The following is a 20,651-nucleotide window of genomic DNA, read 5'->3' on the forward strand; positions in this document are numbered from 1 at the left end:
CTGCGATGAAACGAAGCAAGTACGTTCAGCTCTCGCTGGCCGCGTCGGTCGCCATGGCGATCTCAGGCTGCGGGCCGACGGAAAAAACCTACGAGATCCACAAGAAGTACAACTTCCAGTCGGTTCAGCAGTGCGCCGATGAAAAGCTGCCGGTCGATATCTGCTCTGACGCCTACATGAAGGCCATGGCCCAGCATCGCAGCATTGCGCCGGTGTACGACAACCAGGCCGATTGCGATGCCGACTTCGTTGCCGACTGGTGCCAACAGGATTCCGCCGGCAAGTTCATCCCCAAGCTCGGCGGTTTCGAGCTGAGTGCCGATGGCGAAGTCACGCAAGCCGAAGTGGACGCAGCCAAGGCCAAACTGCCTGCCTCGGAAGCGACGGCCGCAAATTCGGGCTCGGGCTTCTCCGGCAGCAGCCTGCTGACCGGGCTGCTGATCGGCAACATGCTGAGCAACAACCGCAACAGCTACTACTCCGAGCCGGTTTACCGCTATCGCGATGATCGTGGCAGCTACTCGAATTCAACGCTCAGCCAGCGCGTCTCGTCGGGCTCGACCTTCAACCGGTCCAACCAGGCGCGCTACGGCAGTAGCAGCAGTTACACCGACAGCATCAGCCGCAGCAAACCGGTGTCCGTTGCCTCGTCCACATCACGCGGCGGCTTCGGCAGCCAGGCCAGCGCCCGCAGTGGCTGGGGTGGATCGAGCAAGAGTTCTGGCGGTTCGAGCAGCTAAGGAAACACAGCCATGAAAAAAATCCTCTGCGCCGAACGTCATGACTGGAAAGAGACCGCCGAACATCTCGGCTTTCTGTTCCACACCATCGACGACGAGCCCTATTGGGACGAGAGCGCGTACTACCAGTTCACGCTCAAGCAGATCGAGAACGATCTGGAAGACCCGACCACCGAGCTTCACGAGATGAGCATGGACCTGGTGGCTCGCGTGGTGCAGAGCGAGCAATTGCTGGAGCGCCTGAGCATTCCCGAGCCGTTCTTCGACCTGGTGCGCACTTCATGGCTCGAAGGCCATCCGCACCTGTATGGCCGGATGGACTTCTCCTACAACGGCACCGGGCCGGCCAAGTTGCTGGAACTCAACTACGACACGCCGACCAGCCTGTATGAAGCGTCGGCGTTTCAGTGGGGCTGGCTGGAGCAATGCATCGAACGTGGCCTGCTGCCCAAGCACGCCGACCAGTTCAACAGCATCGACACCAAGCTGCATCAGGCTTTCGCCCAATTGCAGCTCAAGCAGCCGTTCTATTTCGCCTCGATGAAAGACTCGGTCGAAGACAAGGGCACCACCGACTACCTGCGCCTGATCGCGGAAAAAGTCGGCATCGAATCCCGCCACATCGACCTTGAAGACATTGGCCTGACCAGTGACGGCCGTTTCGTCGATCTGGAAGATCGCTGGATTCCGCACCTGTTCAAGCTGCACGCCTGGGAGTTCATCTTCCACGAACCGTTTGGCGCGGCGATCGCCCAGAGCGACACGCAGTTTTTCGAGCCTGCCTGGAAATCGATCATCTCCAACAAGGGCATCCTGCCGTTGCTGTGGGAGTACAACAAAGGTCACCCGAACCTGCTCGCGGCACACGTGGATAGCGATCCGAACAAAGCGGTGCCGAAGGGGTGGGTGCGCAAGCCCTACTTCTCCCGGGAAGGCGCCAACATCGAATTGCAAACCGCCGACGGCCTGACCGTAAAAGAGGACGGCCCCTACACCGACGCGCCGTTTATCCTTCAGGAGTTCGCCCCCCTACCCCGGTTTGGCGAAAGCTTCACGCTGGTGGGGTCGTGGGTGATTGGCGACCAGGCCGCCGGCATTGGCGTGCGCGAAGACAACAGCTTGATCACCAAGGATTCGAGCCGGTTTCTGCCGCACCTGATTCTCGACTGATCGATCCATCGGCCACAAAGAAGCCCGGCGCCGTGCATCGGGCTTTAGGATGAAACGGGTGTAAACCCGGCACGGAACGAGACTTACGCCTGAAAAGCCGGATAATGGCGACCAATTCGTCTAGCCCGTTATTCTGGTAATCCCCCATGGAAATCAAGGTCAATTTTCTCGACAACCTTCGACTTGAAGCCAAGTTCGATGACTTCACGGTGGTGGCCGATCAACCTATCCGCTACAAGGGCGATGGCTCGGCACCGGGCCCGTTCGATTACTTTCTCGCTTCGTCGGCGTTGTGTGCGGCGTATTTCGTGAAGTTGTACTGCGACACTCGCAGTATTCCTACCGATAACATCCGCCTGTCGCAGAACAACATTGTTGATCCGGAAAACCGCTACAACCAGATTTTCAAGATTCAGGTCGAACTGCCTGCGGACATTTCCGACAAGGATCGCCAAGGCATCCTGCGCTCCATCGACCGCTGCACCGTGAAAAAAGTGGTGCAGGCCGGGCCTGAGTTTGTGATCGAAGAAGTGGAAAACCTCGACGCCGATGCCCAGGCGTTGTTGATGCCGGCGTCCAGCTCAGCGGCGAATACGTTTATTGCCGGCAAGGACCTGCCGCTGGAGCAGACCATCGCCAACATGTCGGCGATTCTGGCTGATCTGGGCATGAAGATTGAAATCGCTTCGTGGCGCAATATCGTGCCCAACGTGTGGTCGCTGCACATCCGCGACGCGCACTCGCCGATGTGTTTCACCAATGGCAAAGGCGCGACCAAAGAAGGCGCGCTGGCGTCGGCGCTGGGCGAGTTCATCGAGCGACTCAACTGCAACTTCTTCTATAACGATCAGTTCTGGGGCGAAGACATCGCCAACGCGCCGTTCGTGCATTACCCGGACGAACGCTGGTTCAAGCCTGGCCGTAAAGATGCGCTGCCGGCGGAGATTCTCGACGAGCACTGCCTGAAGATTTACAACCGCGACGGCGAGTTGCGTGGCTCCCACCTGATCGACACCAACTCGGGCAACGAAGAACGCGGCATCTGCTCGCTGCCGTTCGTGCGCCAGTCGGACGGCGAGGTGGTGTATTTCCCGTCGAACCTGATCGAGAACCTGTTCCTGAGCAACGGCATGAGTGCCGGTAACACCTTGGCCGAAGCCCAGGTGCAGTGCTTGTCGGAGATCTTCGAGCGCGCGGTCAAACGCGAAATCATCGAAGGCGAATTCGCCCTGCCGGATGTGCCAGCCGACGTGCTGGCGAAGTACCCCGGGATATTGGCCGGGATTCAGGCGCTGGAAGAGCAAGGATTCCCCGTGCTGGTGAAGGATGCGTCCCTGGGCGGTGAATTCCCGGTGATGTGCGTCACGTTGATGAACCCGCGCACTGGCGGCGTGTTCGCCTCGTTCGGCGCGCACCCGAGCCTGGAAGTGGCGCTGGAACGCAGCCTGACTGAATTGCTGCAGGGTCGCAGCTTCGAAGGCCTCAACGACCTGCCGCAACCGACGCTTGAAGGTCATGCGGTAACCGAGCCTAACAACTTCGTCGAGCACTTTATCGACTCCAGCGGCGTGGTGTCGTGGCGCTTCTTCAGCTCCAAGTCCGATTACGAATTCGTCGAGTGGGACTTCTCCGGCCAGGGTGAAAACTCGAACGCCGAGGAAGCCGCAACCCTGTTCGGCATTCTCAAAGGCATGGGCAAAGAAGTGTACATGGCGGTCTACGAGCACATCGGCGCCAAGGCCTGCCGCATCCTGGTGCCGGACTACTCGGAAATCTATCCCGCTGACGACCTGATCTGGGACAACACCAACAAAGCGCTGTTCTTCCGCGAAGACATCCTCAACCTGCATCGCCTGGACGACAGCGAACTGCAAGCACTGGCTGAGCGGCTGGTTGAAAGTGAGCTGGACGACTACACCGACATCACCTCGTTGATCGGCATCGAATTTGATGACAACACCGCGTGGGGCCAGTTGACGATCCTGGAGTTGAAACTGCTGATTTACCTGGCCTTGCAGCAATACGAAGAGGCGAAAGAAGCAGTGGAAATGTTCCTGCAGTACAACGACAACACGGTTGAGCGCGGCTTGTTCTACCAGGCGGTCAATGTGGTGTTGGAGATGAAACTGGACGAAGACCTGGAACTGGAAGACTACGAGGCCAATTTCCGCCGGATGTTCGGCACCGAGCGCACGGACGCGGCGATCGGCTCAGTCGACGGCACTGTGCGATTCCATGGCTTGACGCCGACCAGCATGAAACTGGAAGGGCTCGACCGGCACCTGCGGTTGATCGAGAGCTACAAAAAACTGCACTCGGCACGGGCCAATGTGAGCACGTTGGCCAATTAACAGCACCCACAAAAAAGCGAAGCCCTAGGGCTTCGCTTTTTTTTGTTCAAGGTTCTGAAAAAGCTGCGGCCTAGAACGGGATATCGTCATCAAAGCTGTCGAAATCCGGAGCCGGTTGCGGCGCTGCCTGCTGTGGAGGCGGAGCCTGGCGCGACTGTTGCGGTGCCGACTGCTGCGGACGTGGAGCCTGCTGGCGTGGAGCCGGGGCGGACTGCTGATAGTTATTGCCCCCGCCTTGTTGGTCGCCCTGTTGTGGACGGCCGCCCAGCAGTTGCATGGTGCCTTGCATGTCGACCACGATTTCAGTGGTGTAACGCTTGATACCGTCTTTTTCCCACTCGCGGGTTTGCAACTTGCCTTCGATGTAGACCTGCGAACCTTTACGCAGGTATTCGCCGGCGATTTCGGCAACCTTGCCGAACATCGATACACGGTGCCACTCGGTCTTCTCGACCTTCTGACCGGTTTGCTTGTCGGTCCACTGTTCGCTGGTCGCCAGACTCAGGTTGGTCACGGCGTTACCGTTAGGCAAGTAGCGAACTTCGGGATCCTGGCCGCAAGTACCGACCAATATGACTTTGTTAACCCCACGGGCCATAACGTTCTCCTAGGCTACGCACGCTGCCTCGGCCGGGTTGTTCACCAGGCGCTCGAGGGTCGTGCGATCCAATAGTTCTGTGTCCAATTTGATGTAAATCGCCGCTTCTTCCGCGACGATTACCGCATCTGTTACCCCTACAACGGCCTTCAGGCGCTCGACCAGACCCGCTTCGCGGATCGCCTCGGCCGACAACGGCAAGCGCAGGCTCGTCACGTAGGGAGGTTCGCGCATGGTAACAGCAAAGGCCAGCCAGAGGGCAGCCAGGCCGGCGCATCCGAGGAACACAACCGACAGACCGCCATGCTGGAACAGCCAGCCGCCGAGGATGCCTCCCAGCGCCGAACCGAGGAACTGACTGGTGGAATACACCCCCATTGCCGTGCCTTTGCCGCCTGCCGGTGAAACCTTGCTGATCAGCGATGGCAATGAAGCTTCCAGCAGATTGAACGCGGTAAAGAACACCACCGTCCCGATCACCAGAGCCCGCAAGCTGTCGCCGAACTGCCAGAAGAATAGCTCAGTGAGCATCAGCGTCGCGACGGCGCCCAATAAAACTCGTTTCATTTTGCGTTTCTTCTCGCCGTAGATGATGAACGGGATCATGGCGAAGAAAGAAATCAGCAGCGCGGTCAGGTACACCCACCAGTGCTGCTCTTTAGGCAACCCGGCTTTTTCGACCAGGGCCAGGGGCAAGGCAACGAAGCTCGACATCAACATGGCGTGCAACACAAAAATGCCGAGGTCGAGGCGCAGCAGGTCCGGGTGTTTGAGCGTCGGGATCAGTGCCTGGCGCGCCACACCGGATTCGCGGTGCTGCAACGGTCCGGTGGCACGCGGCACCATGAACATCACGATGACGATGCCGAACAGCGCCATGCCGCCGGTGGCGAGGAATAATCCAGACAGGCCGAAGGCACGGGTCAGCAGAGGCCCGACCACCATGGCGACGGCGAACGACAGACCAATGGTCATACCGATCATGGCCATGGCCTTGGTCCGATGCTGTTCCCGGGTCAGGTCAGACAGCAAGGCCATCACGGCGGCGGAAATCGCCCCGGCACCTTGCAGGACCCGTCCGGCGATCACGCCCCAGATCGAATCGGCATTGGCCGCCAGCAGGCTGCCGAGGGCAAAAACGATCAGCCCCAGATAAATCACCGGGCGCCGGCCGATACGGTCGGAAATGAAACCGAACGGAATCTGGAAAATCGCCTGGGTCAGGCCGTAAGCGCCAATCGCCAGCCCGATAAGGGCCGGGGTCGCTCCCGCCAGATCCATCCCATAGGTCGCCAATACCGGCAACACCATGAACATGCCAAGCATACGGAAGGCGAACACCAGGGCCAGACCGCTTGCTGCGCGGGTCTCGCTGCCACTCATGCGTTCGCTGTGGGGATCGTGCATGGAAAAACCTCATGTGAACCGGCGGCGATTCTACCAGTCCCATCGATTGACGGGGTACATCGCGACGCTTTGACGCGCACAGATGACGCAGTCTTCATGTAAGCCTGTGCAACCCGCATTTGATAGTGTGCATCCATCCAGTATTTGGCCGTATACTCCTACGTTTTCGACGCCCGCCGAGCGAGGCCACTTTGGACAAGATCCTGATTCGTGGGGCCCGAACCCACAACCTGAAAAACATCGACCTGACCCTGCCACGGGACAAGCTGATCGTTATCACCGGCCTGTCCGGCTCCGGCAAGTCGTCCCTGGCTTTCGACACCTTGTACGCCGAAGGTCAGCGCCGCTACGTCGAGTCCTTGTCGGCCTATGCCCGGCAGTTCCTGTCGATGATGGAAAAGCCTGACGTCGACACCATTGAAGGCCTGTCGCCTGCCATCTCCATCGAACAGAAGTCGACCTCCCACAACCCGCGTTCGACCGTCGGCACCATCACCGAAATCTACGACTACCTGCGCCTGCTCTACGCCCGCGTCGGTATTCCGCGCTGCCCGGATCACGATATTCCGCTGGAGGCCCAGACCGTCAGCCAGATGGTCGACCTGGTCCTCGCGCAACCGGAGGGCAGCAAATTGATGTTGCTGGCGCCGGTGATTCGCGAGCGTAAAGGCGAGCATCTGTCAGTCTTCGAAGAACTGCGCGCCCAGGGTTTTGTGCGTGCTCGGGTCAACGGTCGGCTCTGCGAGCTGGACGAGTTGCCGAAGCTGGATAAACAGAAGAAGCATTCGATTGATGTGGTGGTCGACCGCTTCAAGGTCCGCGCCGATCTGCAACAGCGCCTGGCCGAATCCTTCGAGACCGCGCTGAAACTGGCGGACGGTATCGCGCTGGTCGCGCCGATGGACGACGAGCCGGGGGAAGAGATGATCTTCTCCGCGCGCTTCGCCTGCCCGATCTGTGGCCACGCGATCAGCGAGCTGGAACCCAAGCTGTTCTCCTTCAACAACCCGGCCGGCGCCTGCCCGACGTGCGATGGCCTGGGCGTTAAGCAGTTCTTCGACATCAAGCGATTGGTAAACGGTGAACTGACCCTGGCCGAAGGCGCGATTCGCGGCTGGGACCGGCGCAACGTCTATTACTTCCAGATGCTCGGGTCGCTGGCCTCGCACTACAAGTTCAGCCTGGAAGTGCCGTTCAACGACCTGCCCGCCGATCAGCAGAAATTCATCCTGCACGGCAGTGGTTCGCAGAACGTCGACTTCAAATACCTGAACGACCGTGGCGACATCGTCAAACGTTCGCACCCGTTCGAAGGCATCGTGCCGAACCTGGAACGCCGCTACCGCGAAACCGAGTCCGCCTCGGTGCGCGAAGAGCTGGCCAAGTTCCTCAGCACCCAGCCTTGCCCGGATTGCCGTGGCACGCGTCTGCGTCGCGAGGCGCGGCACGTCTGGGTGGGCGAGAAGACCTTGCCGGCGGTGACCAATCTGCCGATTGGTGATGCGTGCGAGTATTTCGGCCTGCTGAAACTCACTGGCCGTCGCGGCGAAATTGCCGACAAGATTCTCAAGGAAATCCGTGAGCGTCTGCAGTTCCTGGTTAACGTCGGCCTCGACTATTTGTCGCTGGATCGCAGTGCGGACACGCTGTCCGGCGGTGAGGCCCAGCGTATTCGTCTGGCCAGCCAGATTGGCGCCGGTTTGGTCGGGGTTCTGTACATCCTCGACGAACCGTCGATTGGCCTGCACCAACGGGACAACGATCGCTTGCTCGGCACCCTCAAGCACCTGCGCGACATCGGTAACACGGTGATTGTGGTCGAGCACGACGAAGATGCGATTCGTCTGGCGGATTACGTGGTGGATATCGGCCCAGGCGCCGGTGTGCACGGCGGGCATATCGTTGCCGAAGGGACGCCTGCCGAAGTCATGGCGCACCCGGATTCGCTGACCGGCAAGTATTTGTCGGGCCGCGTGAAGATTGCCGTGCCGGCCAAACGCACACCGCGTAACAAAAAAATGACCCTGTCGCTCAAGGGTGCGCGCGGCAACAACTTGCGTAATGTCGATCTGGAAATCCCACTGGGTCTGCTGACCTGCGTGACCGGTGTATCCGGTTCGGGCAAGTCGACGTTGATCAACAACACGCTGTTCCCCCTGAGCGCCACGGCACTCAACGGCGCCACCACCCTTGAAGCTGCCGCTCACGACAGCATCAAGGGCCTGGAGCATCTGGACAAGGTTGTGGACATCGACCAGAGCCCGATCGGTCGCACGCCACGCTCCAACCCGGCGACCTACACCGGGCTGTTCACACCGATTCGCGAACTGTTCGCCGGCGTACCGGAGTCCCGTTCCCGTGGTTATGGCCCGGGGCGTTTCTCCTTCAACGTGAAGGGCGGACGTTGCGAAGCCTGTCAGGGCGATGGTTTGATCAAGGTGGAAATGCACTTCCTGCCGGACATCTATGTCCCGTGCGACGTCTGCAAGAGCAAGCGCTACAACCGCGAAACCCTGGAGATCAAGTACAAGGGCAAGAACATCCACGAAACCCTTGAGATGACCATCGAGGAAGCACGGGTGTTCTTCGATGCGGTGCCAGCCCTGGCGCGCAAGCTCCAGACGCTGATGGACGTCGGCCTGTCGTATATCAAGCTTGGTCAATCCGCGACGACACTGTCCGGCGGTGAAGCCCAGCGGGTGAAATTGTCCCGTGAGCTGTCCAAGCGCGACACCGGCAAGACCCTGTACATCCTCGATGAGCCGACCACCGGCCTGCACTTCGCGGATATCCAGCAATTACTCGACGTGCTGCATCGCCTGCGCGATCACGGCAATACCGTGGTGGTGATCGAGCACAACCTGGACGTGATCAAGACTGCCGACTGGTTGGTGGATCTGGGGCCGGAAGGCGGTTCCAAAGGTGGGCAGATCATTGCCGTTGGTACGCCGGAAGAAGTGTCCGAGATGAAGCAGTCACACACTGGCTTCTACCTCAAGCCATTGCTGGCTCGCGACAAGGCCTGATTCAGGCCCATGAAAAAGCCCCTGGCACTTTGTCGGTGACAGGGGCTTTTTTGTGTCCGGGCGGTTTTTATCCGGGATATCAGAACTGCGATTGCAGGTAATTCTCCAGACCGATCAACTTGATCAGGCCCAACTGCTTCTCCAGCCAGTAGGTGTGATCTTCTTCGGTGTCATTCAGCTGAATGCGCAGCATCTCGCGGCTAACGTAGTCGTTGTGCTGCTCGCAGAGTTCGATGCCCTTGCAGAGTGCGGCGCGGACTTTGTATTCCAGTCGCAGATCGGCAGCGAGCATATCCGGTACCGTGGTGCCGACATCCAGGTCATCGGGACGCATACGGGGCGTGCCTTCGAGCATCAGAATGCGACGCATCAGGGCGTCAGCGTGCTGCGCCTCTTCTTCCATTTCGTGGTTGATACGTTCGTAGAGCTCGGTGAAACCCCAGTCCTCGTACATCCGCGAATGGATGAAATATTGATCACGCGCCGCCAGCTCGCCGGTCAGCAACGTGTTGAGGTAATCGATTACGTCTGGGTGGCCTTGCATCGCCCTACATCTCCCTGCTTGAAAGCCTGTAGTTTGAACCAACCCGACCGTTTGGTCACTTCGTTTGCGCGATAAAAGCGAAGATATTCTGAGAAAAGTGGTTTAAATAACGCAAAAACCGCCCAAATGAGGGCGGTTCTGCTTCTCGTTTAGACTTCGTTAAGCTGTACGCCCAACGCCTTTGCGATTGCTTCTCCGTACGCCGGGTCAGCCTTGTAGAAATGCTGCAACTGACGATCAACCACGTCGCCGGAAACGCCACCCATCGCGCCGGCAATGTTGTTGACCAGCAGGGTTCTCTGCTCGTCACTCATCAAACGGAACAGCGCACCGGCGTGGCTGTAGTAATCGGTATCTTCGCGATGATCGTAACGATCAGCCGCACCACTCAAGGCCAATGCAGGTTCGGCATAACGCGGCGCCTGCTTCGGCGACTCGATGTAGCTGTTCGGCTCATAGTTCGGCGCTGCGCCACCATTGCTGCCAAATGCCATGGAACCGTCACGCTGGTAGGTGTTGACCGGGTTGCGTGGAGCGTTCACTGGCAGTTGCTGGTGGTTGGTGCCGACACGGTAGCGGTGGGCATCCGCGTAAGCGAACACACGACCTTGCAGCATGCGGTCCGGCGACAGACCAACGCCCGGGACCATGTTGCTCGGACCGAACGCCGCTTGCTCGACTTCAGCGAAGTAGTTCTGCGGATTGCGATTGAGCTCCAATTCGCCGACTTCGATCAGCGGGAATTCTTTCTGCGACCAGGTTTTGGTCACATCGAACGGATTCTCGTAGTGCGCCGCAGCCTGGGCCTCGGTCATGATCTGAATGCACACACGCCATTTCGGGAAATCACCGCGCTCGATCGCACCGAACAAATCGCGTTGGGCGTAATCCGGATCAGTACCGGCCAAGCGTGCAGCCTCTGCTGGCGCGAGGTTTTTGATCCCTTGCTTTGTCTTGTAGTGCCATTTCACCCAATGACGTTCGCCTGCAGCGTTGATCAGGCTGTAGGTGTGGCTGCCGAAGCCGTGCATGTGACGGTAGCCATCAGGGATGCCGCGATCCGAAAACAGGATGGTGACCTGGTGCAGCGCCTCTGGCGAGTGCGACCAGAAGTCCCACATCATCTGCGCGCTTTTCAGGTTGCTTTGCGGCAGACGCTTTTGGGTGTGAATAAAGTCAGGGAATTTCAGCGGATCACGGATGAAGAACACAGGCGTGTTGTTGCCGACGATGTCCCAGTTGCCTTCTTCGGTATAGAACTTCAGGGCGAAACCACGTGGATCACGCTCGGTATCCGCCGAACCACGCTCACCGCCCACGGTGGAAAACCGCAGGAAGGTTGGCGTTTGCTTGCCGACTGCTTCGAACAGCTTGGCGCTGGTGTACTCGGTGATGTCACGGGTAACGGTGAACGTACCGTAAGCGCCCGAACCTTTGGCGTGTACACGGCGCTCAGGAATGTTTTCACGGTTGAAATGGGCAAGCTTCTCGATCAGGTGAAAATCGTCGAGGAGCAGCGGGCCACGGGGGCCGGCGGAGCGAGAATTCTGGTTGTCGGCGACAGGAGCGCCACTGGCGGTCGTAAGCGTTTTGTTTTGGCTCATGCGATCTTCTTCCTCTGTCAGTTTTGGAACTGCCGGCTAATCGGCTTGGGACGGAGTATTGACCATTGATCAGGAAGGCTACAAATTCATTAATTCGTGGCGATCAATAGAAAAATACTACCAATGAATCCCGTTCGCATCATGACGGAGTGAACCGCAAGGAAACTTGTATAAACCGCGCGTTTCTTACAGGCACAAAAAACCGGGCACTAGGCCCGGTTCTTCGTTTCAGACTGACGTCTTACTCAGCGGATACAGCTTCACCGCCAACTGGACGATCAACCAACTCGACGTACGCCATAGGCGCGTTGTCGCCAGTGCGGAAGCCGCACTTGAGGATGCGCAGGTAGCCACCCTCACGGGTAGCGTAACGCTTGCCCAGGTCGTTGAAGAGCTTACCAACGATAGCTTTCGAACGAGTACGGTCGAAAGCCAGACGGCGGTTAGCCAGGCTGTCTGTCTTGGCCAAAGTGATCAGCGGCTCAGCAACGCGACGCAGTTCTTTAGCTTTCGGCAGTGTAGTTTTGATCAGCTCGTGCTCGAACAGCGACACTGCCATGTTTTGAAACATGGCCTTGCGGTGCGAGCTAGTGCGGCTCAGGTGACGACCACTTTTACGATGACGCATGGTTCATTCCTTACCAAACACAACGTTCGGTGATTACGACGATCAGGCAGTCGCCTTGTCGTCCTTCTTAAGACTTGCAGGCGGCCAGTTGTCGAGGCGCATGCCGAGGGACAGACCGCGGGAGGCCAGAACGTCCTTGATTTCAGTCAAGGATTTCTTGCCAAGGTTCGGAGTCTTCAACAGCTCTACTTCGGTGCGCTGGATCAGGTCACCGATGTAGTAGATGTTTTCCGCCTTAAGGCAGTTAGCCGAACGTACAGTCAGTTCCAGATCGTCAACCGGGCGAAGCAGGATCGGATCGATCTCGTCTTCCTGCTCGACAACCACTGGCTCACTGTCACCTTTGAGGTCCACGAACGCAGCCAACTGCTGTTGCAGGATGGTTGCAGCGCGACGGATAGCCTCTTCAGGGTCCAGAGTACCGTTGGTTTCCAGATCAATAACCAGCTTGTCCAGGTTAGTACGCTGCTCGACACGGGCGTTTTCCACCACGTATGCGATACGGCGAACCGGGCTGAACGAAGAGTCAAGCTGCAAGCGACCGATGCTGCGGCTTTCGTCTTCATCGCTCTGACGCGAGTCTGCCGGTTCATAACCACGACCACGAGCTACGGTGAGCTTCATGTTCAGGGCGCCGTTAGACGCCAGGTTAGCGATTACGTGATCGGGGTTAACGATCTCGACATCATGATCCAGCTGAATATCGGCAGCGGTAACCACCCCCGAACCCTTCTTCGACAAGGTCAGCGTAACTTCGTCACGGCCGTGCAGCTTGATAGCCAGACCTTTAAGGTTCAACAGGATTTCAATTACGTCTTCCTGTACACCTTCGATGGCGCTGTACTCGTGGAGCACACCGTCAATCTCGGCCTCGACTACTGCACAGCCGGGCATTGAGGACAACAGGATGCGTCGCAGCGCGTTGCCCAGGGTGTGGCCGAAACCACGCTCGAGAGGCTCGAGAGTGATCTTGGCGCGGGTTGGACTGACAACCTGCACATCAATATGGCGGGGTGTCAGGAACTCATTTACCGAAATCTGCATGGATGCACCTATTTTCTAGCCCTTACTTGGAGTAGAGCTCGACAATCAGGCTTTCGTTGATGTCGGCGGACAGATCACTGCGAGCAGGAACGTTCTTGAAAACGCCCGACTTCTTCTCAGTGTCTACTTCTACCCATTCTACGCGGCCACGCTGGGCACACAGATCGAGAGCTTGGACAATGCGAAGTTGGTTCTTTGCTTTCTCGCGAATCGCGACCACGTCACCAGCACGAACCTGGTACGACGGCACGTTTACGGTCTGACCGTTAACGCTTACGGATTTGTGCGATACCAGCTGACGGGATTCGGCACGAGTAGAGCCAAAACCCATACGGTATACAACGTTGTCCAGACGGCATTCGAGCAGCTGCAGCAGGTTTTCACCAGTTGCGCCTTTCTTGCCAGCAGCTTCTTTGTAGTAGCCGCTGAATTGACGCTCGAGAACGCCGTAGATACGACGGACCTTCTGCTTTTCACGCAGTTGGGTGCCGTAATCGGACTGGCGACCGCGGCGTTGGCCGTGGATACCAGGTGCTGCTTCAATGTTGCACTTCGATTCGATCGCGCGCACGCCGCTCTTCAGAAAGAGATCGGTGCCTTCACGACGAGCGAGTTTGCATTTTGGACCAATGTAACGAGCCATTCTTTACAATCTCCTGGATTACACGCGGCGCTTCTTCGGCGGACGGCACCCGTTGTGCGGGATTGGCGTCACGTCGGTGATGCTGGCGATCTTGTAGCCACAGCCGTTCAAAGCGCGGACTGCGGATTCACGACCTGGGCCTGGACCTTTGACGTTAACGTCGAGGTTTTTCAGACCGTATTCCAGCGCAGCTTGACCAGCACGTTCAGCAGCTACTTGAGCAGCAAACGGGGTGGACTTGCGGGAACCGCGGAAACCCGAACCACCGGAGGTAGCCCAGGAAAGAGCGTTGCCTTGACGGTCGGTGATGGTCACGATTGTGTTGTTAAAAGACGCGTGGATGTGGGCGATGCCATCAACCACTGTCTTTTTGACTTTTTTACGAGGACGAGCAGCAGGTTTAGCCATGATTAATTTCCTGTCGATTCGCTGGGGCGATTACTTGCGGATCGGCTTACGCGGACCTTTACGGGTACGCGCGTTAGTCTTGGTACGCTGACCGCGCACTGGAAGACCACGACGATGACGCAGACCGCGATAGCAACCGAGGTCCATCAAACGCTTGATTTTCATGTTGATTTCGCGACGCAGGTCACCTTCAGTGGTGAACTTCGCCACTTCGCCACGCAGCTGTTCAATCTGCTCGTCGCTCAGATCTTTGATCTTTGCGGCTGGGTTTACCCCAGTCACTGCACAGATCTTCTGTGCAGTAGTGCGACCAACACCATAGATGTAGGTCAGCGAGATAACAGTATGCTTGTTATCTGGAATGTTAACGCCTGCAATACGGGCCATTCAGTGGGACTCCAATTGACAGCTACCTACGCCCCGGAAGCCAAGAAATAGGGCGCGAGATAATATCGCTGTAATAACAAATAATCAACCCGGTAGCGCACTAGCTACCGGGCTTGAAGCACAATCACACTCAGCCTTGGCGCTGTTTGTGACGCGGTTCCGCGCTGCAAATTACTCGAACAACACCTTCGCGGCGAATAATTTTGCAGTTACGGCACAGCTTTTTCACCGATGCACGAACTTTCATCACCAACTCCTCGAACCTTATGGGTACTCAGCGCAACATGCCGCTGCCGTAACCCTTCAGGTTGGCTTTCTTCATCAGGGATTCGTACTGGTGCGAAACGAGGTGCGATTGTACTTGGGACATGAAGTCCATCACAACCACGACGACGATCAGCAACGAGGTCCCGCCAAGGTAGAACGGTACGTTTGCTGCAACCACCAGGAACTGGGGCAGCAAGCACACGGCCGTCATGTAAAGAGCACCGAACATGGTCAAACGAGTCAGCACGCCATCAATGTAGCGCGCAGACTGCTCACCTGGACGGATACCCGGAATAAAGGCACCGGACTTCTTCAGGTTTTCCGCTACGTCTTTCGGATTGAACATCAACGCCGTATAGAAGAAGCAGAAGAAAATAATCCCTGCACTAAACAGCAGAATATTCAACGGCTGACCAGGAGCGATCGACTGCGAGATGTCCTGCAACCAGCCCATACCTTCAGACTGACCGAACCAGGCACCCAACGAAGCTGGGAACAGCAAAATGCTGCTCGCGAAAATAGCCGGAATAACACCGGCCATATTCACCTTCAGCGGCAAGTGGCTAGTCTGCGCAGCGAAGACCTTGCGGCCCTGCTGACGCTTGGCGTAGTGAACAGCAATACGACGCTGACCACGCTCAATGAACACCACGAAACCGATAATCGCTACTGCCAGCAAACCGATGGCAACCAGGGCGAAGATGTTGATATCACCCTGACGTGCAGACTCGAAAGACTGCCCGATCGCTCTCGGAAGACCGGCGACGATACCCGAAAAAATCAACATCGAGATACCGTTGCCAACACCACGCTCAGTAATCTGCTCACCCAGCCACATCATGAACATCGCACCAGCCACAAAAGTGGATACCGCGACGAAATGGAAGCCAAAGTCACCAGTGAACGCAACGCCCTGCCCCGCCAAACCAATGGACATACCAATAGCCTGAACGAGAGCGAGGACGACGGTGCCGTAGCGGGTGTACTGGCTGATCTTGCGACGGCCAGCTTCACCTTCCTTCTTCAACTGCTCCAGCTGCGGGCTGACGGCGGTCATCAGTTGCATGATGATCGATGCCGAAATGTACGGCATGATCCCCAGTGCAAAGATGCTCATCCGTTCCAGCGCGCCGCCGGAAAACATGTTGAACAAGCTAAGAATGGTCCCCTCATTCTGTCGAAACAGGTCCGCGAGTCGGTCCGGGTTGATACCTGGAACCGGGATGTGTGCGCCTATTCGGTAGACGATAATCGCCAGGAACAGAAAACGCAGACGAGCCCAGAGTTCAGACATACCGCCTTTGCCGAGCGCAGAGAGAGCACCTTGCTTAGCCATTTATTCCTCGAACTTGCCGCCAGCTGCTTCGATAGCCGCACGCGCACCTTTGGTGGCGCCGATTCCCTTTCCGATGGTGACAGCGCGAGTAACTTCGCCGGACAGCATGATTTTCACACGCTGTACGTTGACGTTAATCACGTTGGCATCTTTCAGGGACTGCACGGTGACGATGTCGCCTTCCACTTTGGCCAGCTCGGACAGACGCACTTCTGCGCGATCCATGGCTTTCAGGGAAACGAAACCGAATTTCGGCAGGCGACGATGCAGCGGCTGTTGACCGCCTTCAAAGCCTGGAGCAATGGTGCCACCGGAGCGGGAGGACTGACCTTTGTGGCCACGGCCACCGGTCTTGCCCAAACCACTACCGATACCACGGCCCGGACGATGCTTTTCGCGACGGGAACCCGGCGCTGGACTCAGATCATTGAGTTTCATCGATTAACCCTCGACACGCAGCATGTAGTAAGCCTTGTTGATCATCCCGCGATTCTCGGGAGTATCAAGTACTTCTACAGTGTGACCGATGCGACGCAGACCCAGACCCTTAACGCACAGTTTGTGGTTAGGGATGCGGCCGGTCATGCTTTTGATCAGCGTAACTTTAACGGTAGCCATGATCAGAAGATCTCCTTGACGCTTTTGCCACGCTTGGCGGCAATGGATTCAGGAGATTGCATAGCTTTCAAACCTTTGAAAGTGGCGTGAACCACGTTTACCGGGTTAGTCGAGCCGTAGCACTTGGCCAGAACGTTCTGAACGCCAGCAACTTCGAGGACAGCACGCATAGCGCCGCCAGCGATGATACCGGTACCTTCAGAAGCAGGCTGCATGTACACCTTCGAAGCGCCGTGACCGGACTTCATTGCGTACTGCAGAGTGGTGCCGTTCAGATCAACTTGGATCATGTTGCGACGAGCTGCTTCCATTGCCTTCTGGATCGCGGCAGGCACTTCACGTGACTTGCCACGGCCGAAGCCAACACGCCCTTTACCATCACCAACCACGGTCAACGCGGTGAAAGTGAAGATACGGCCGCCTTTTACGGTTTTGGCTACGCGGTTAACTTGAACCAGCTTCTCAATGTAGCCTTCGTCGCGCTTTTGGTCGTTATTTGACATAACTTAGAACTCCAGCCCAGCTTCACGAGCAGCATCAGCCAGCGCCTTGACGCGGCCGTGGTACTTGAAGCCAGAGCGGTCGAAAGCCACCTGCGAGACGCCAGCGGCTTTTGCACGCGTAGCGACCAGCTGGCCAACCTTAGTGGCCGCGTCGATGTTGCCAGTGGCGCCATCACGCAGTTCTTTATCCAAAGTCGAGGCAGATGCCAGGACTTTGTTGCCGTCGGCCGAAATGACCTGGGCGTAGATGTGCTGCGACGAGCGGAACACGCAGAGACGCACGACTTCGAGTTCGTGCATTTTCAGGCGTGCTTTGCGAGCGCGACGCAGTCGAGTAACTTTTTTGTCGGTCATTTGCTATGCCCTACTTCTTCTTGGCTTCTTTACGACGGACGACTTCGTCCGCGTAGCGCACACCTTTGCCTTTGTACGGCTCTGGTGGACGGAAGTCGCGGATCTCGGCGGCCACTTGACCTACCAGCTGCTTATCGATGCCCTTGATCAGGATATCGGTCTGGCTAGGAGTCTCAGCGGTGATGCCTTCCGGCAGTTCATAATCCACTGGGTGCGAGAAGCCAAGAGCCAGGTTCAGCACTGTGCCTTTTGCTTGCGCTTTGTAACCAACACCGACCAGCTGGAGCTTGCGCTCGAAGCCTTGGCTTACGCCTTGGACCATGTTGTTTACCAACGCACGAGTGGTACCAGCCATTGCGCGAGTTTGTTGATCGCCATTGCGAGCAGCGAAACGCAGCTCACCAGCTTCTTCAACGATCTCAACGGACGAATGGATGTTCAGTTCGAGAGTGCCCTTGGCACCCTTCACCGAAAGCTGTTGGCCTGCGAATTTTACTTCGACACCGGCTGGCAGCTTAACGGGGTTCTTAGCGACGCGTGACATGCTTATCCCCCCTTAGAACACAGTGCAAAGAACTTCGCCGCCGACACCGGCAGCGCGCGCAGCACGATCCGTCATCACACCTTTGTTGGTGGAGACGATAGACACACCGAGACCGCCACGAACTTTTGGCAGATCATCGACGGACTTGTACTGACGCAGGCCTGGACGGCTAACGCGCTTCACTTCTTCGATGACCGGACGGCCTTCGAAGTACTTCAGCTCGATGGACAGCAGTGGTTTGATTTCGCTGCTGATCTGATAACCCGCAATGTAACCTTCGTCCTTCAGGACTTTGGCAACAGCTACCTTCAAAGTAGAAGATGGCATGCTTACGACGGACTTTTCAGCCATCTGGGCATTACGGATTCGAGTTAGCATGTCCGCTAACGGGTCCTGCATACTCATGGGCTAGACGCTCCTAATACAAAAAAATTAGCCTTGCGGCTACTACTTGTCGCCGAGCTCATCCATGCGAAAAAAGCACGGGCTCAGGCGAGCCGGGTATTCTAGACACATCCCACAAATGAATCAAGCCCCAAAAGGGGCTTGATTCAAGTTCAAGGTCACCGATGGTCAGGATCTCGCGATCCCGAGCACCGAGACTTTGATAGTGCTTACCAGCTGGCTTTAACCAGACCAGGTACGTCACCACGCATTGCAGCTTCACGCAGTTTGTTACGGCCGAGGCCGAACTTGCGGTAAACGCCGTGTGGACGACCGGTCAGGCGGCAGCGGTTACGCATGCGCGAAGCGCTTGCGTCACGTGGCTGCTTCTGCAGAGCTACTGTAGCTTCCCAACGTGCTTCTGGACTTGCGTTCAGATCAACGATGATAGCTTTCAGTGCTGCACGCTTTTTGGCGTACTTGGCAACCGTGAGCTGACGTTTCAGCTCGCGGTTTTTCATGCTCATCTTGGCCATTTTCCTACTCCAATCAGTTGCGGAACGGGAATTTGAAAGCACGCAGCAGCGCGCGACCTTCATCATCGTTCTTGGCAGTGGTGGTCAGGGTAATGTCCAGACCGCGGAGAGCATCGATCTTGTCGTAGTCGATTTCCGGGAAGATGATCTGCTCTTTAACGCCCATGCTGTAGTTACCACGACCATCGAAGGACTTGGCATTCAGGCCGCGGAAGTCGCGAACCCGAGGCAGGGAGATCGACAGCAGACGATCCAGGAATTCATACATACGCTCACGGCGCAGAGTTACTTTGACGCCGATCGGCCAACCTTCACGGACTTTAAAGCCAGCGATGGATTTCCGAGCGTAAGTCACAACAACTTTCTGACCGGTGATCTTTTCCAGGTCGGCAACAGCGTGCTCGATGACTTTTTTGTCACCGACTGCTTCGCCCAGACCCATGTTCAGGGTGATCTTTGTAACGCGTGGAACTTCCATCACGTTCGAAAGCTTAAGTTCTTCCTTAAGCTTCGGTGCGATTTCCTTCCAGTAAATCTCTTTTAGTCGTGCCATGGTCTTCTACCTAGCAGTGTTCAAGCATCAACCGCTTTTTGGGTCGACTTGAAGACACGAATTTTCTTGCCGTCTTCTACTTTGAAACCAACGCGGTCAGCCTTGTTGGTTTCGCCGTTGAAAATGGCGACGTTAGAAGCGTCCAGTGGAGCTTCTTTTTCGACGATACCGCCTTGTACGCCCGACATCGGGTTAGGCTTGGTATGACGCTTAACCAGGTTCAGACCACCAATAACCAGACGGTTATTAGCGAGAACCTTAAGCACCTTACCGCGCTTACCTTTGTCTTTGCCGGCGATCACGATGATCTCGTCGTCACGACGAATCTTTTGCATGTCGGATCTCCTTACAGCACTTCTGGGGCGAGCGAGACGATCTTCATGAACTTCTCAGTACGAAGTTCACGGGTCACTGGCCCAAAGATACGGGTGCCGATCGGCTCTTGCTTGTTGTTCAGAAGAACAGCAGCGTTGCCATCAAAGCGGATAATGGAGCCATCAGCACGACGTACGCCGTGACGAGTGCGGACTACAACAGCAGTCATCACTTGGCCTTTTTTCACTTTACCGCGAGGAATTGCTTCCTTCACGGTAACTTTGATGATGTCACCGATACCAGCGTAACGACGATGGGAGCCACCCAGCACCTTGATGCACATAACGCGGCGAGCGCCGCTGTTATCGGCCACATCGAGCATGGATTGAGTCTGAATCATATAATTTCTCCGACCCCTAGTCCTTAGACTTCCACAGCGCGTTCGAGAACATCAACCAATGCCCAAGACTTGGTCTTGGCCAACGGACGAGTTTCACGAATAGTGACTTTGTCGCCGATGTGGCACTGATTGGTTTCGTCGTGCGCGTGCAGCTTAGTCGAACGCTTAACGTATTTACCGTAGATCGGGTGCTTAACGCGACGCTCGATCAGAACGGTGATGGTCTTGTCCATTTTGTCGCTGACAACACGGCCAGTCAGCGTACGGACGGTTTTTTCGGCTTCAGCCATG

Annotated in this window: 26 protein-coding genes; 4 read left to right on the forward strand and 22 right to left on the reverse strand. The window is 56.8% G+C overall.

What is annotated here, in order from left to right; genetic code table 11:
- Window positions 1-5 precede the first annotated feature (5 nt).
- From V5E99_RS11505 to V5E99_RS11515, 3 genes are all read left to right on the forward strand, one after another.
- Window positions 6-740, forward strand: a complete 735-nt coding sequence (locus tag V5E99_RS11505; protein ID WP_499802571.1) for a DUF1190 domain-containing protein — start codon at window positions 6-8, stop codon at window positions 738-740.
- Window positions 741-752: 12 nt separating this feature from the next.
- Window positions 753-1,910 carry a glutathionylspermidine synthase family protein gene (locus V5E99_RS11510; RefSeq protein WP_499802572.1) on the forward strand — a complete coding sequence of 386 codons (1,158 nt, stop codon included), beginning with the start codon at window positions 753-755 and terminating at the stop codon, window positions 1,908-1,910.
- A 146-nt stretch (window positions 1,911-2,056) separates the two neighbouring features.
- Window positions 2,057-4,261, forward strand: coding sequence for an OsmC domain/YcaO domain-containing protein (locus V5E99_RS11515; protein WP_499802573.1), 2,205 nt, complete (start codon window positions 2,057-2,059; stop codon window positions 4,259-4,261).
- Window positions 4,262-4,331: 70 nt separating this feature from the next.
- Here the strand turns inward: V5E99_RS11515 and V5E99_RS11520 are convergent, their stop codons facing one another.
- Window positions 4,332-4,859, reverse strand: coding sequence for a single-stranded DNA-binding protein (locus V5E99_RS11520; protein ID WP_010467282.1), 528 nt, complete (start codon window positions 4,857-4,859; stop codon window positions 4,332-4,334).
- A gap of 9 nt (window positions 4,860-4,868) precedes the next feature.
- The gene (locus V5E99_RS11525) at window positions 4,869-6,266 is read right to left on the reverse strand and encodes an MFS transporter (RefSeq protein ID WP_499802574.1); all 1,398 of its coding nucleotides are present in this window, start codon (window positions 6,264-6,266) and stop codon (window positions 4,869-4,871) included.
- Between the two features lie 191 nt (window positions 6,267-6,457).
- Here V5E99_RS11525 and uvrA point away from each other — a divergent pair, with 191 nt between their 5' ends.
- Entirely contained in the window at window positions 6,458-9,292 is a 2,835-nt protein-coding gene (gene uvrA, locus V5E99_RS11530) for an excinuclease ABC subunit UvrA (protein ID WP_499802575.1), read from the forward strand.
- Window positions 9,293-9,371: 79 nt separating this feature from the next.
- Here uvrA and bfr read toward each other — a convergent pair whose 3' ends face one another.
- The 20 genes from bfr to rpsQ all read right to left on the reverse strand — a co-directional run bounded on the left by bfr (window position 9,372) and on the right by rpsQ (window position 20,650).
- Entirely contained in the window at window positions 9,372-9,836 is a 465-nt protein-coding gene (gene bfr / locus V5E99_RS11535; RefSeq protein ID WP_499802576.1) for a bacterioferritin, read from the reverse strand.
- Between the two features lie 149 nt (window positions 9,837-9,985).
- Window positions 9,986-11,440, reverse strand: a complete 1,455-nt coding sequence (locus tag V5E99_RS11540; protein WP_499802577.1) for a catalase — start codon at window positions 11,438-11,440, stop codon at window positions 9,986-9,988.
- A 241-nt stretch (window positions 11,441-11,681) separates the two neighbouring features.
- Complete coding sequence (gene rplQ, locus V5E99_RS11545; RefSeq protein WP_007896790.1) at window positions 11,682-12,068, reverse strand: 50S ribosomal protein L17; 387 nt, start codon at window positions 12,066-12,068, stop codon at window positions 11,682-11,684.
- A 42-nt stretch (window positions 12,069-12,110) separates the two neighbouring features.
- Entirely contained in the window at window positions 12,111-13,106 is a 996-nt protein-coding gene (locus V5E99_RS11550) for a DNA-directed RNA polymerase subunit alpha (RefSeq protein WP_499244095.1), read from the reverse strand.
- Between the two features lie 28 nt (window positions 13,107-13,134).
- Window positions 13,135-13,755, reverse strand: coding sequence for a 30S ribosomal protein S4 (rpsD, locus tag V5E99_RS11555; RefSeq protein WP_003210056.1), 621 nt, complete (start codon window positions 13,753-13,755; stop codon window positions 13,135-13,137).
- An 18-nt stretch (window positions 13,756-13,773) separates the two neighbouring features.
- A complete protein-coding gene (rpsK, locus tag V5E99_RS11560; RefSeq protein WP_002555466.1) occupies window positions 13,774-14,163 on the reverse strand; it encodes a 30S ribosomal protein S11 in 390 nt (129 codons plus the stop codon).
- Between the two features lie 30 nt (window positions 14,164-14,193).
- Window positions 14,194-14,550, reverse strand: coding sequence for a 30S ribosomal protein S13 (gene rpsM, locus V5E99_RS11565; RefSeq protein ID WP_003186020.1), 357 nt, complete (start codon window positions 14,548-14,550; stop codon window positions 14,194-14,196).
- Window positions 14,551-14,680: 130 nt separating this feature from the next.
- Entirely contained in the window at window positions 14,681-14,797 is a 117-nt protein-coding gene (gene rpmJ, locus V5E99_RS11570; protein ID WP_002555468.1) for a 50S ribosomal protein L36, read from the reverse strand.
- A 27-nt stretch (window positions 14,798-14,824) separates the two neighbouring features.
- A complete protein-coding gene (gene secY, locus V5E99_RS11575; RefSeq protein ID WP_003228718.1) occupies window positions 14,825-16,153 on the reverse strand; it encodes a preprotein translocase subunit SecY in 1,329 nt (442 codons plus the stop codon).
- Window positions 16,154-16,591 (reverse strand): 50S ribosomal protein L15, encoded by a 438-nt coding sequence (rplO, locus tag V5E99_RS11580; protein ID WP_007896782.1) that lies wholly within the window; start codon window positions 16,589-16,591, stop codon window positions 16,154-16,156.
- 3 nt (window positions 16,592-16,594) lie between these two features.
- The gene (gene rpmD / locus V5E99_RS11585; protein WP_003186033.1) at window positions 16,595-16,771 is read right to left on the reverse strand and encodes a 50S ribosomal protein L30; all 177 of its coding nucleotides are present in this window, start codon (window positions 16,769-16,771) and stop codon (window positions 16,595-16,597) included.
- 2 nt (window positions 16,772-16,773) lie between these two features.
- On the reverse strand, window positions 16,774-17,274 hold the full coding sequence (gene rpsE / locus V5E99_RS11590) for a 30S ribosomal protein S5 (RefSeq protein WP_007943782.1): 501 nt from the start codon (window positions 17,272-17,274) through the stop codon (window positions 16,774-16,776).
- A gap of 3 nt (window positions 17,275-17,277) precedes the next feature.
- Window positions 17,278-17,628: a 50S ribosomal protein L18 gene (gene rplR / locus V5E99_RS11595; RefSeq protein WP_003186037.1), complete on the reverse strand. Its 351-nt coding sequence runs from the start codon at window positions 17,626-17,628 to the stop codon at window positions 17,278-17,280.
- A gap of 10 nt (window positions 17,629-17,638) precedes the next feature.
- The gene (rplF, locus tag V5E99_RS11600; RefSeq protein WP_003176412.1) at window positions 17,639-18,172 is read right to left on the reverse strand and encodes a 50S ribosomal protein L6; all 534 of its coding nucleotides are present in this window, start codon (window positions 18,170-18,172) and stop codon (window positions 17,639-17,641) included.
- Between the two features lie 12 nt (window positions 18,173-18,184).
- Window positions 18,185-18,577 (reverse strand): 30S ribosomal protein S8, encoded by a 393-nt coding sequence (rpsH, locus tag V5E99_RS11605; protein ID WP_003186040.1) that lies wholly within the window; start codon window positions 18,575-18,577, stop codon window positions 18,185-18,187.
- 209 nt (window positions 18,578-18,786) lie between these two features.
- A complete protein-coding gene (gene rpsN / locus V5E99_RS11610) occupies window positions 18,787-19,092 on the reverse strand; it encodes a 30S ribosomal protein S14 (RefSeq protein WP_003176414.1) in 306 nt (101 codons plus the stop codon).
- A gap of 13 nt (window positions 19,093-19,105) precedes the next feature.
- Window positions 19,106-19,645, reverse strand: a complete 540-nt coding sequence (gene rplE / locus V5E99_RS11615) for a 50S ribosomal protein L5 (protein WP_003176415.1) — start codon at window positions 19,643-19,645, stop codon at window positions 19,106-19,108.
- 20 nt (window positions 19,646-19,665) lie between these two features.
- Complete coding sequence (gene rplX, locus V5E99_RS11620) at window positions 19,666-19,980, reverse strand: 50S ribosomal protein L24 (protein ID WP_003176416.1); 315 nt, start codon at window positions 19,978-19,980, stop codon at window positions 19,666-19,668.
- An 11-nt stretch (window positions 19,981-19,991) separates the two neighbouring features.
- Entirely contained in the window at window positions 19,992-20,360 is a 369-nt protein-coding gene (gene rplN / locus V5E99_RS11625) for a 50S ribosomal protein L14 (protein WP_002555479.1), read from the reverse strand.
- A gap of 23 nt (window positions 20,361-20,383) precedes the next feature.
- Window positions 20,384-20,650, reverse strand: a complete 267-nt coding sequence (gene rpsQ, locus V5E99_RS11630; RefSeq protein WP_003176419.1) for a 30S ribosomal protein S17 — start codon at window positions 20,648-20,650, stop codon at window positions 20,384-20,386.
- Between the last annotated feature and the right edge of the window lies 1 nt (window position 20,651).

Origin of the sequence: Janthinobacterium sp. LPB2021202312-11-4, assembly GCF_037049705.1 — a bacterium.
GTDB lineage: Bacteria > Pseudomonadota > Gammaproteobacteria > Pseudomonadales > Pseudomonadaceae > Aquipseudomonas.

Excerpts from the sequence above, each read along its gene's own strand:
- V5E99_RS11510 (WP_499802572.1), top strand. The coding sequence starts at position 753 with ATGAAAAAAATCCTCTGCGCCGAACGTCATGACTGGAAAGAGACCGCC.
- rplF (WP_003176412.1), bottom strand. The coding sequence starts at position 18,172 with ATGTCACGCGTCGCTAAGAACCCCGTTAAGCTGCCAGCCGGTGTCGAA.
- rplQ (WP_007896790.1), bottom strand. The coding sequence starts at position 12,068 with ATGCGTCATCGTAAAAGTGGTCGTCACCTGAGCCGCACTAGCTCGCAC.
- rplR (WP_003186037.1), bottom strand. The coding sequence starts at position 17,628 with ATGACCGACAAAAAAGTTACTCGACTGCGTCGCGCTCGCAAAGCACGC.
- V5E99_RS11540 (WP_499802577.1), bottom strand. The coding sequence starts at position 11,440 with ATGAGCCAAAACAAAACGCTTACGACCGCCAGTGGCGCTCCTGTCGCC.
- V5E99_RS11525 (WP_499802574.1), bottom strand. The coding sequence starts at position 6,266 with ATGCACGATCCCCACAGCGAACGCATGAGTGGCAGCGAGACCCGCGCA.
- V5E99_RS11505 (WP_499802571.1), top strand. The coding sequence starts at position 6 with ATGAAACGAAGCAAGTACGTTCAGCTCTCGCTGGCCGCGTCGGTCGCC.
- rplO (WP_007896782.1), bottom strand. The coding sequence starts at position 16,591 with ATGAAACTCAATGATCTGAGTCCAGCGCCGGGTTCCCGTCGCGAAAAG.
- rplN (WP_002555479.1), bottom strand. The coding sequence starts at position 20,360 with ATGATTCAGACTCAATCCATGCTCGATGTGGCCGATAACAGCGGCGCT.
- rplE (WP_003176415.1), bottom strand. The coding sequence starts at position 19,645 with ATGGCACGACTAAAAGAGATTTACTGGAAGGAAATCGCACCGAAGCTT.
- rpsM (WP_003186020.1), bottom strand. The coding sequence starts at position 14,550 with ATGGCCCGTATTGCAGGCGTTAACATTCCAGATAACAAGCATACTGTT.
- rpsN (WP_003176414.1), bottom strand. The coding sequence starts at position 19,092 with ATGGCCAAGATGAGCATGAAAAACCGCGAGCTGAAACGTCAGCTCACG.
- rplX (WP_003176416.1), bottom strand. The coding sequence starts at position 19,980 with ATGCAAAAGATTCGTCGTGACGACGAGATCATCGTGATCGCCGGCAAA.
- rpsH (WP_003186040.1), bottom strand. The coding sequence starts at position 18,577 with ATGAGTATGCAGGACCCGTTAGCGGACATGCTAACTCGAATCCGTAAT.
- rpmJ (WP_002555468.1), bottom strand. The coding sequence starts at position 14,797 with ATGAAAGTTCGTGCATCGGTGAAAAAGCTGTGCCGTAACTGCAAAATT.
- V5E99_RS11520 (WP_010467282.1), bottom strand. The coding sequence starts at position 4,859 with ATGGCCCGTGGGGTTAACAAAGTCATATTGGTCGGTACTTGCGGCCAG.
- rpsQ (WP_003176419.1), bottom strand. The coding sequence starts at position 20,650 with ATGGCTGAAGCCGAAAAAACCGTCCGTACGCTGACTGGCCGTGTTGTC.
- rpmD (WP_003186033.1), bottom strand. The coding sequence starts at position 16,771 with ATGGCTACCGTTAAAGTTACGCTGATCAAAAGCATGACCGGCCGCATC.
- rpsE (WP_007943782.1), bottom strand. The coding sequence starts at position 17,274 with ATGTCAAATAACGACCAAAAGCGCGACGAAGGCTACATTGAGAAGCTG.
- V5E99_RS11515 (WP_499802573.1), top strand. The coding sequence starts at position 2,057 with ATGGAAATCAAGGTCAATTTTCTCGACAACCTTCGACTTGAAGCCAAG.
- secY (WP_003228718.1), bottom strand. The coding sequence starts at position 16,153 with ATGGCTAAGCAAGGTGCTCTCTCTGCGCTCGGCAAAGGCGGTATGTCT.
- bfr (WP_499802576.1), bottom strand. The coding sequence starts at position 9,836 with ATGCAAGGCCACCCAGACGTAATCGATTACCTCAACACGTTGCTGACC.
- rpsD (WP_003210056.1), bottom strand. The coding sequence starts at position 13,755 with ATGGCTCGTTACATTGGTCCAAAATGCAAACTCGCTCGTCGTGAAGGC.
- rpsK (WP_002555466.1), bottom strand. The coding sequence starts at position 14,163 with ATGGCTAAACCTGCTGCTCGTCCTCGTAAAAAAGTCAAAAAGACAGTG.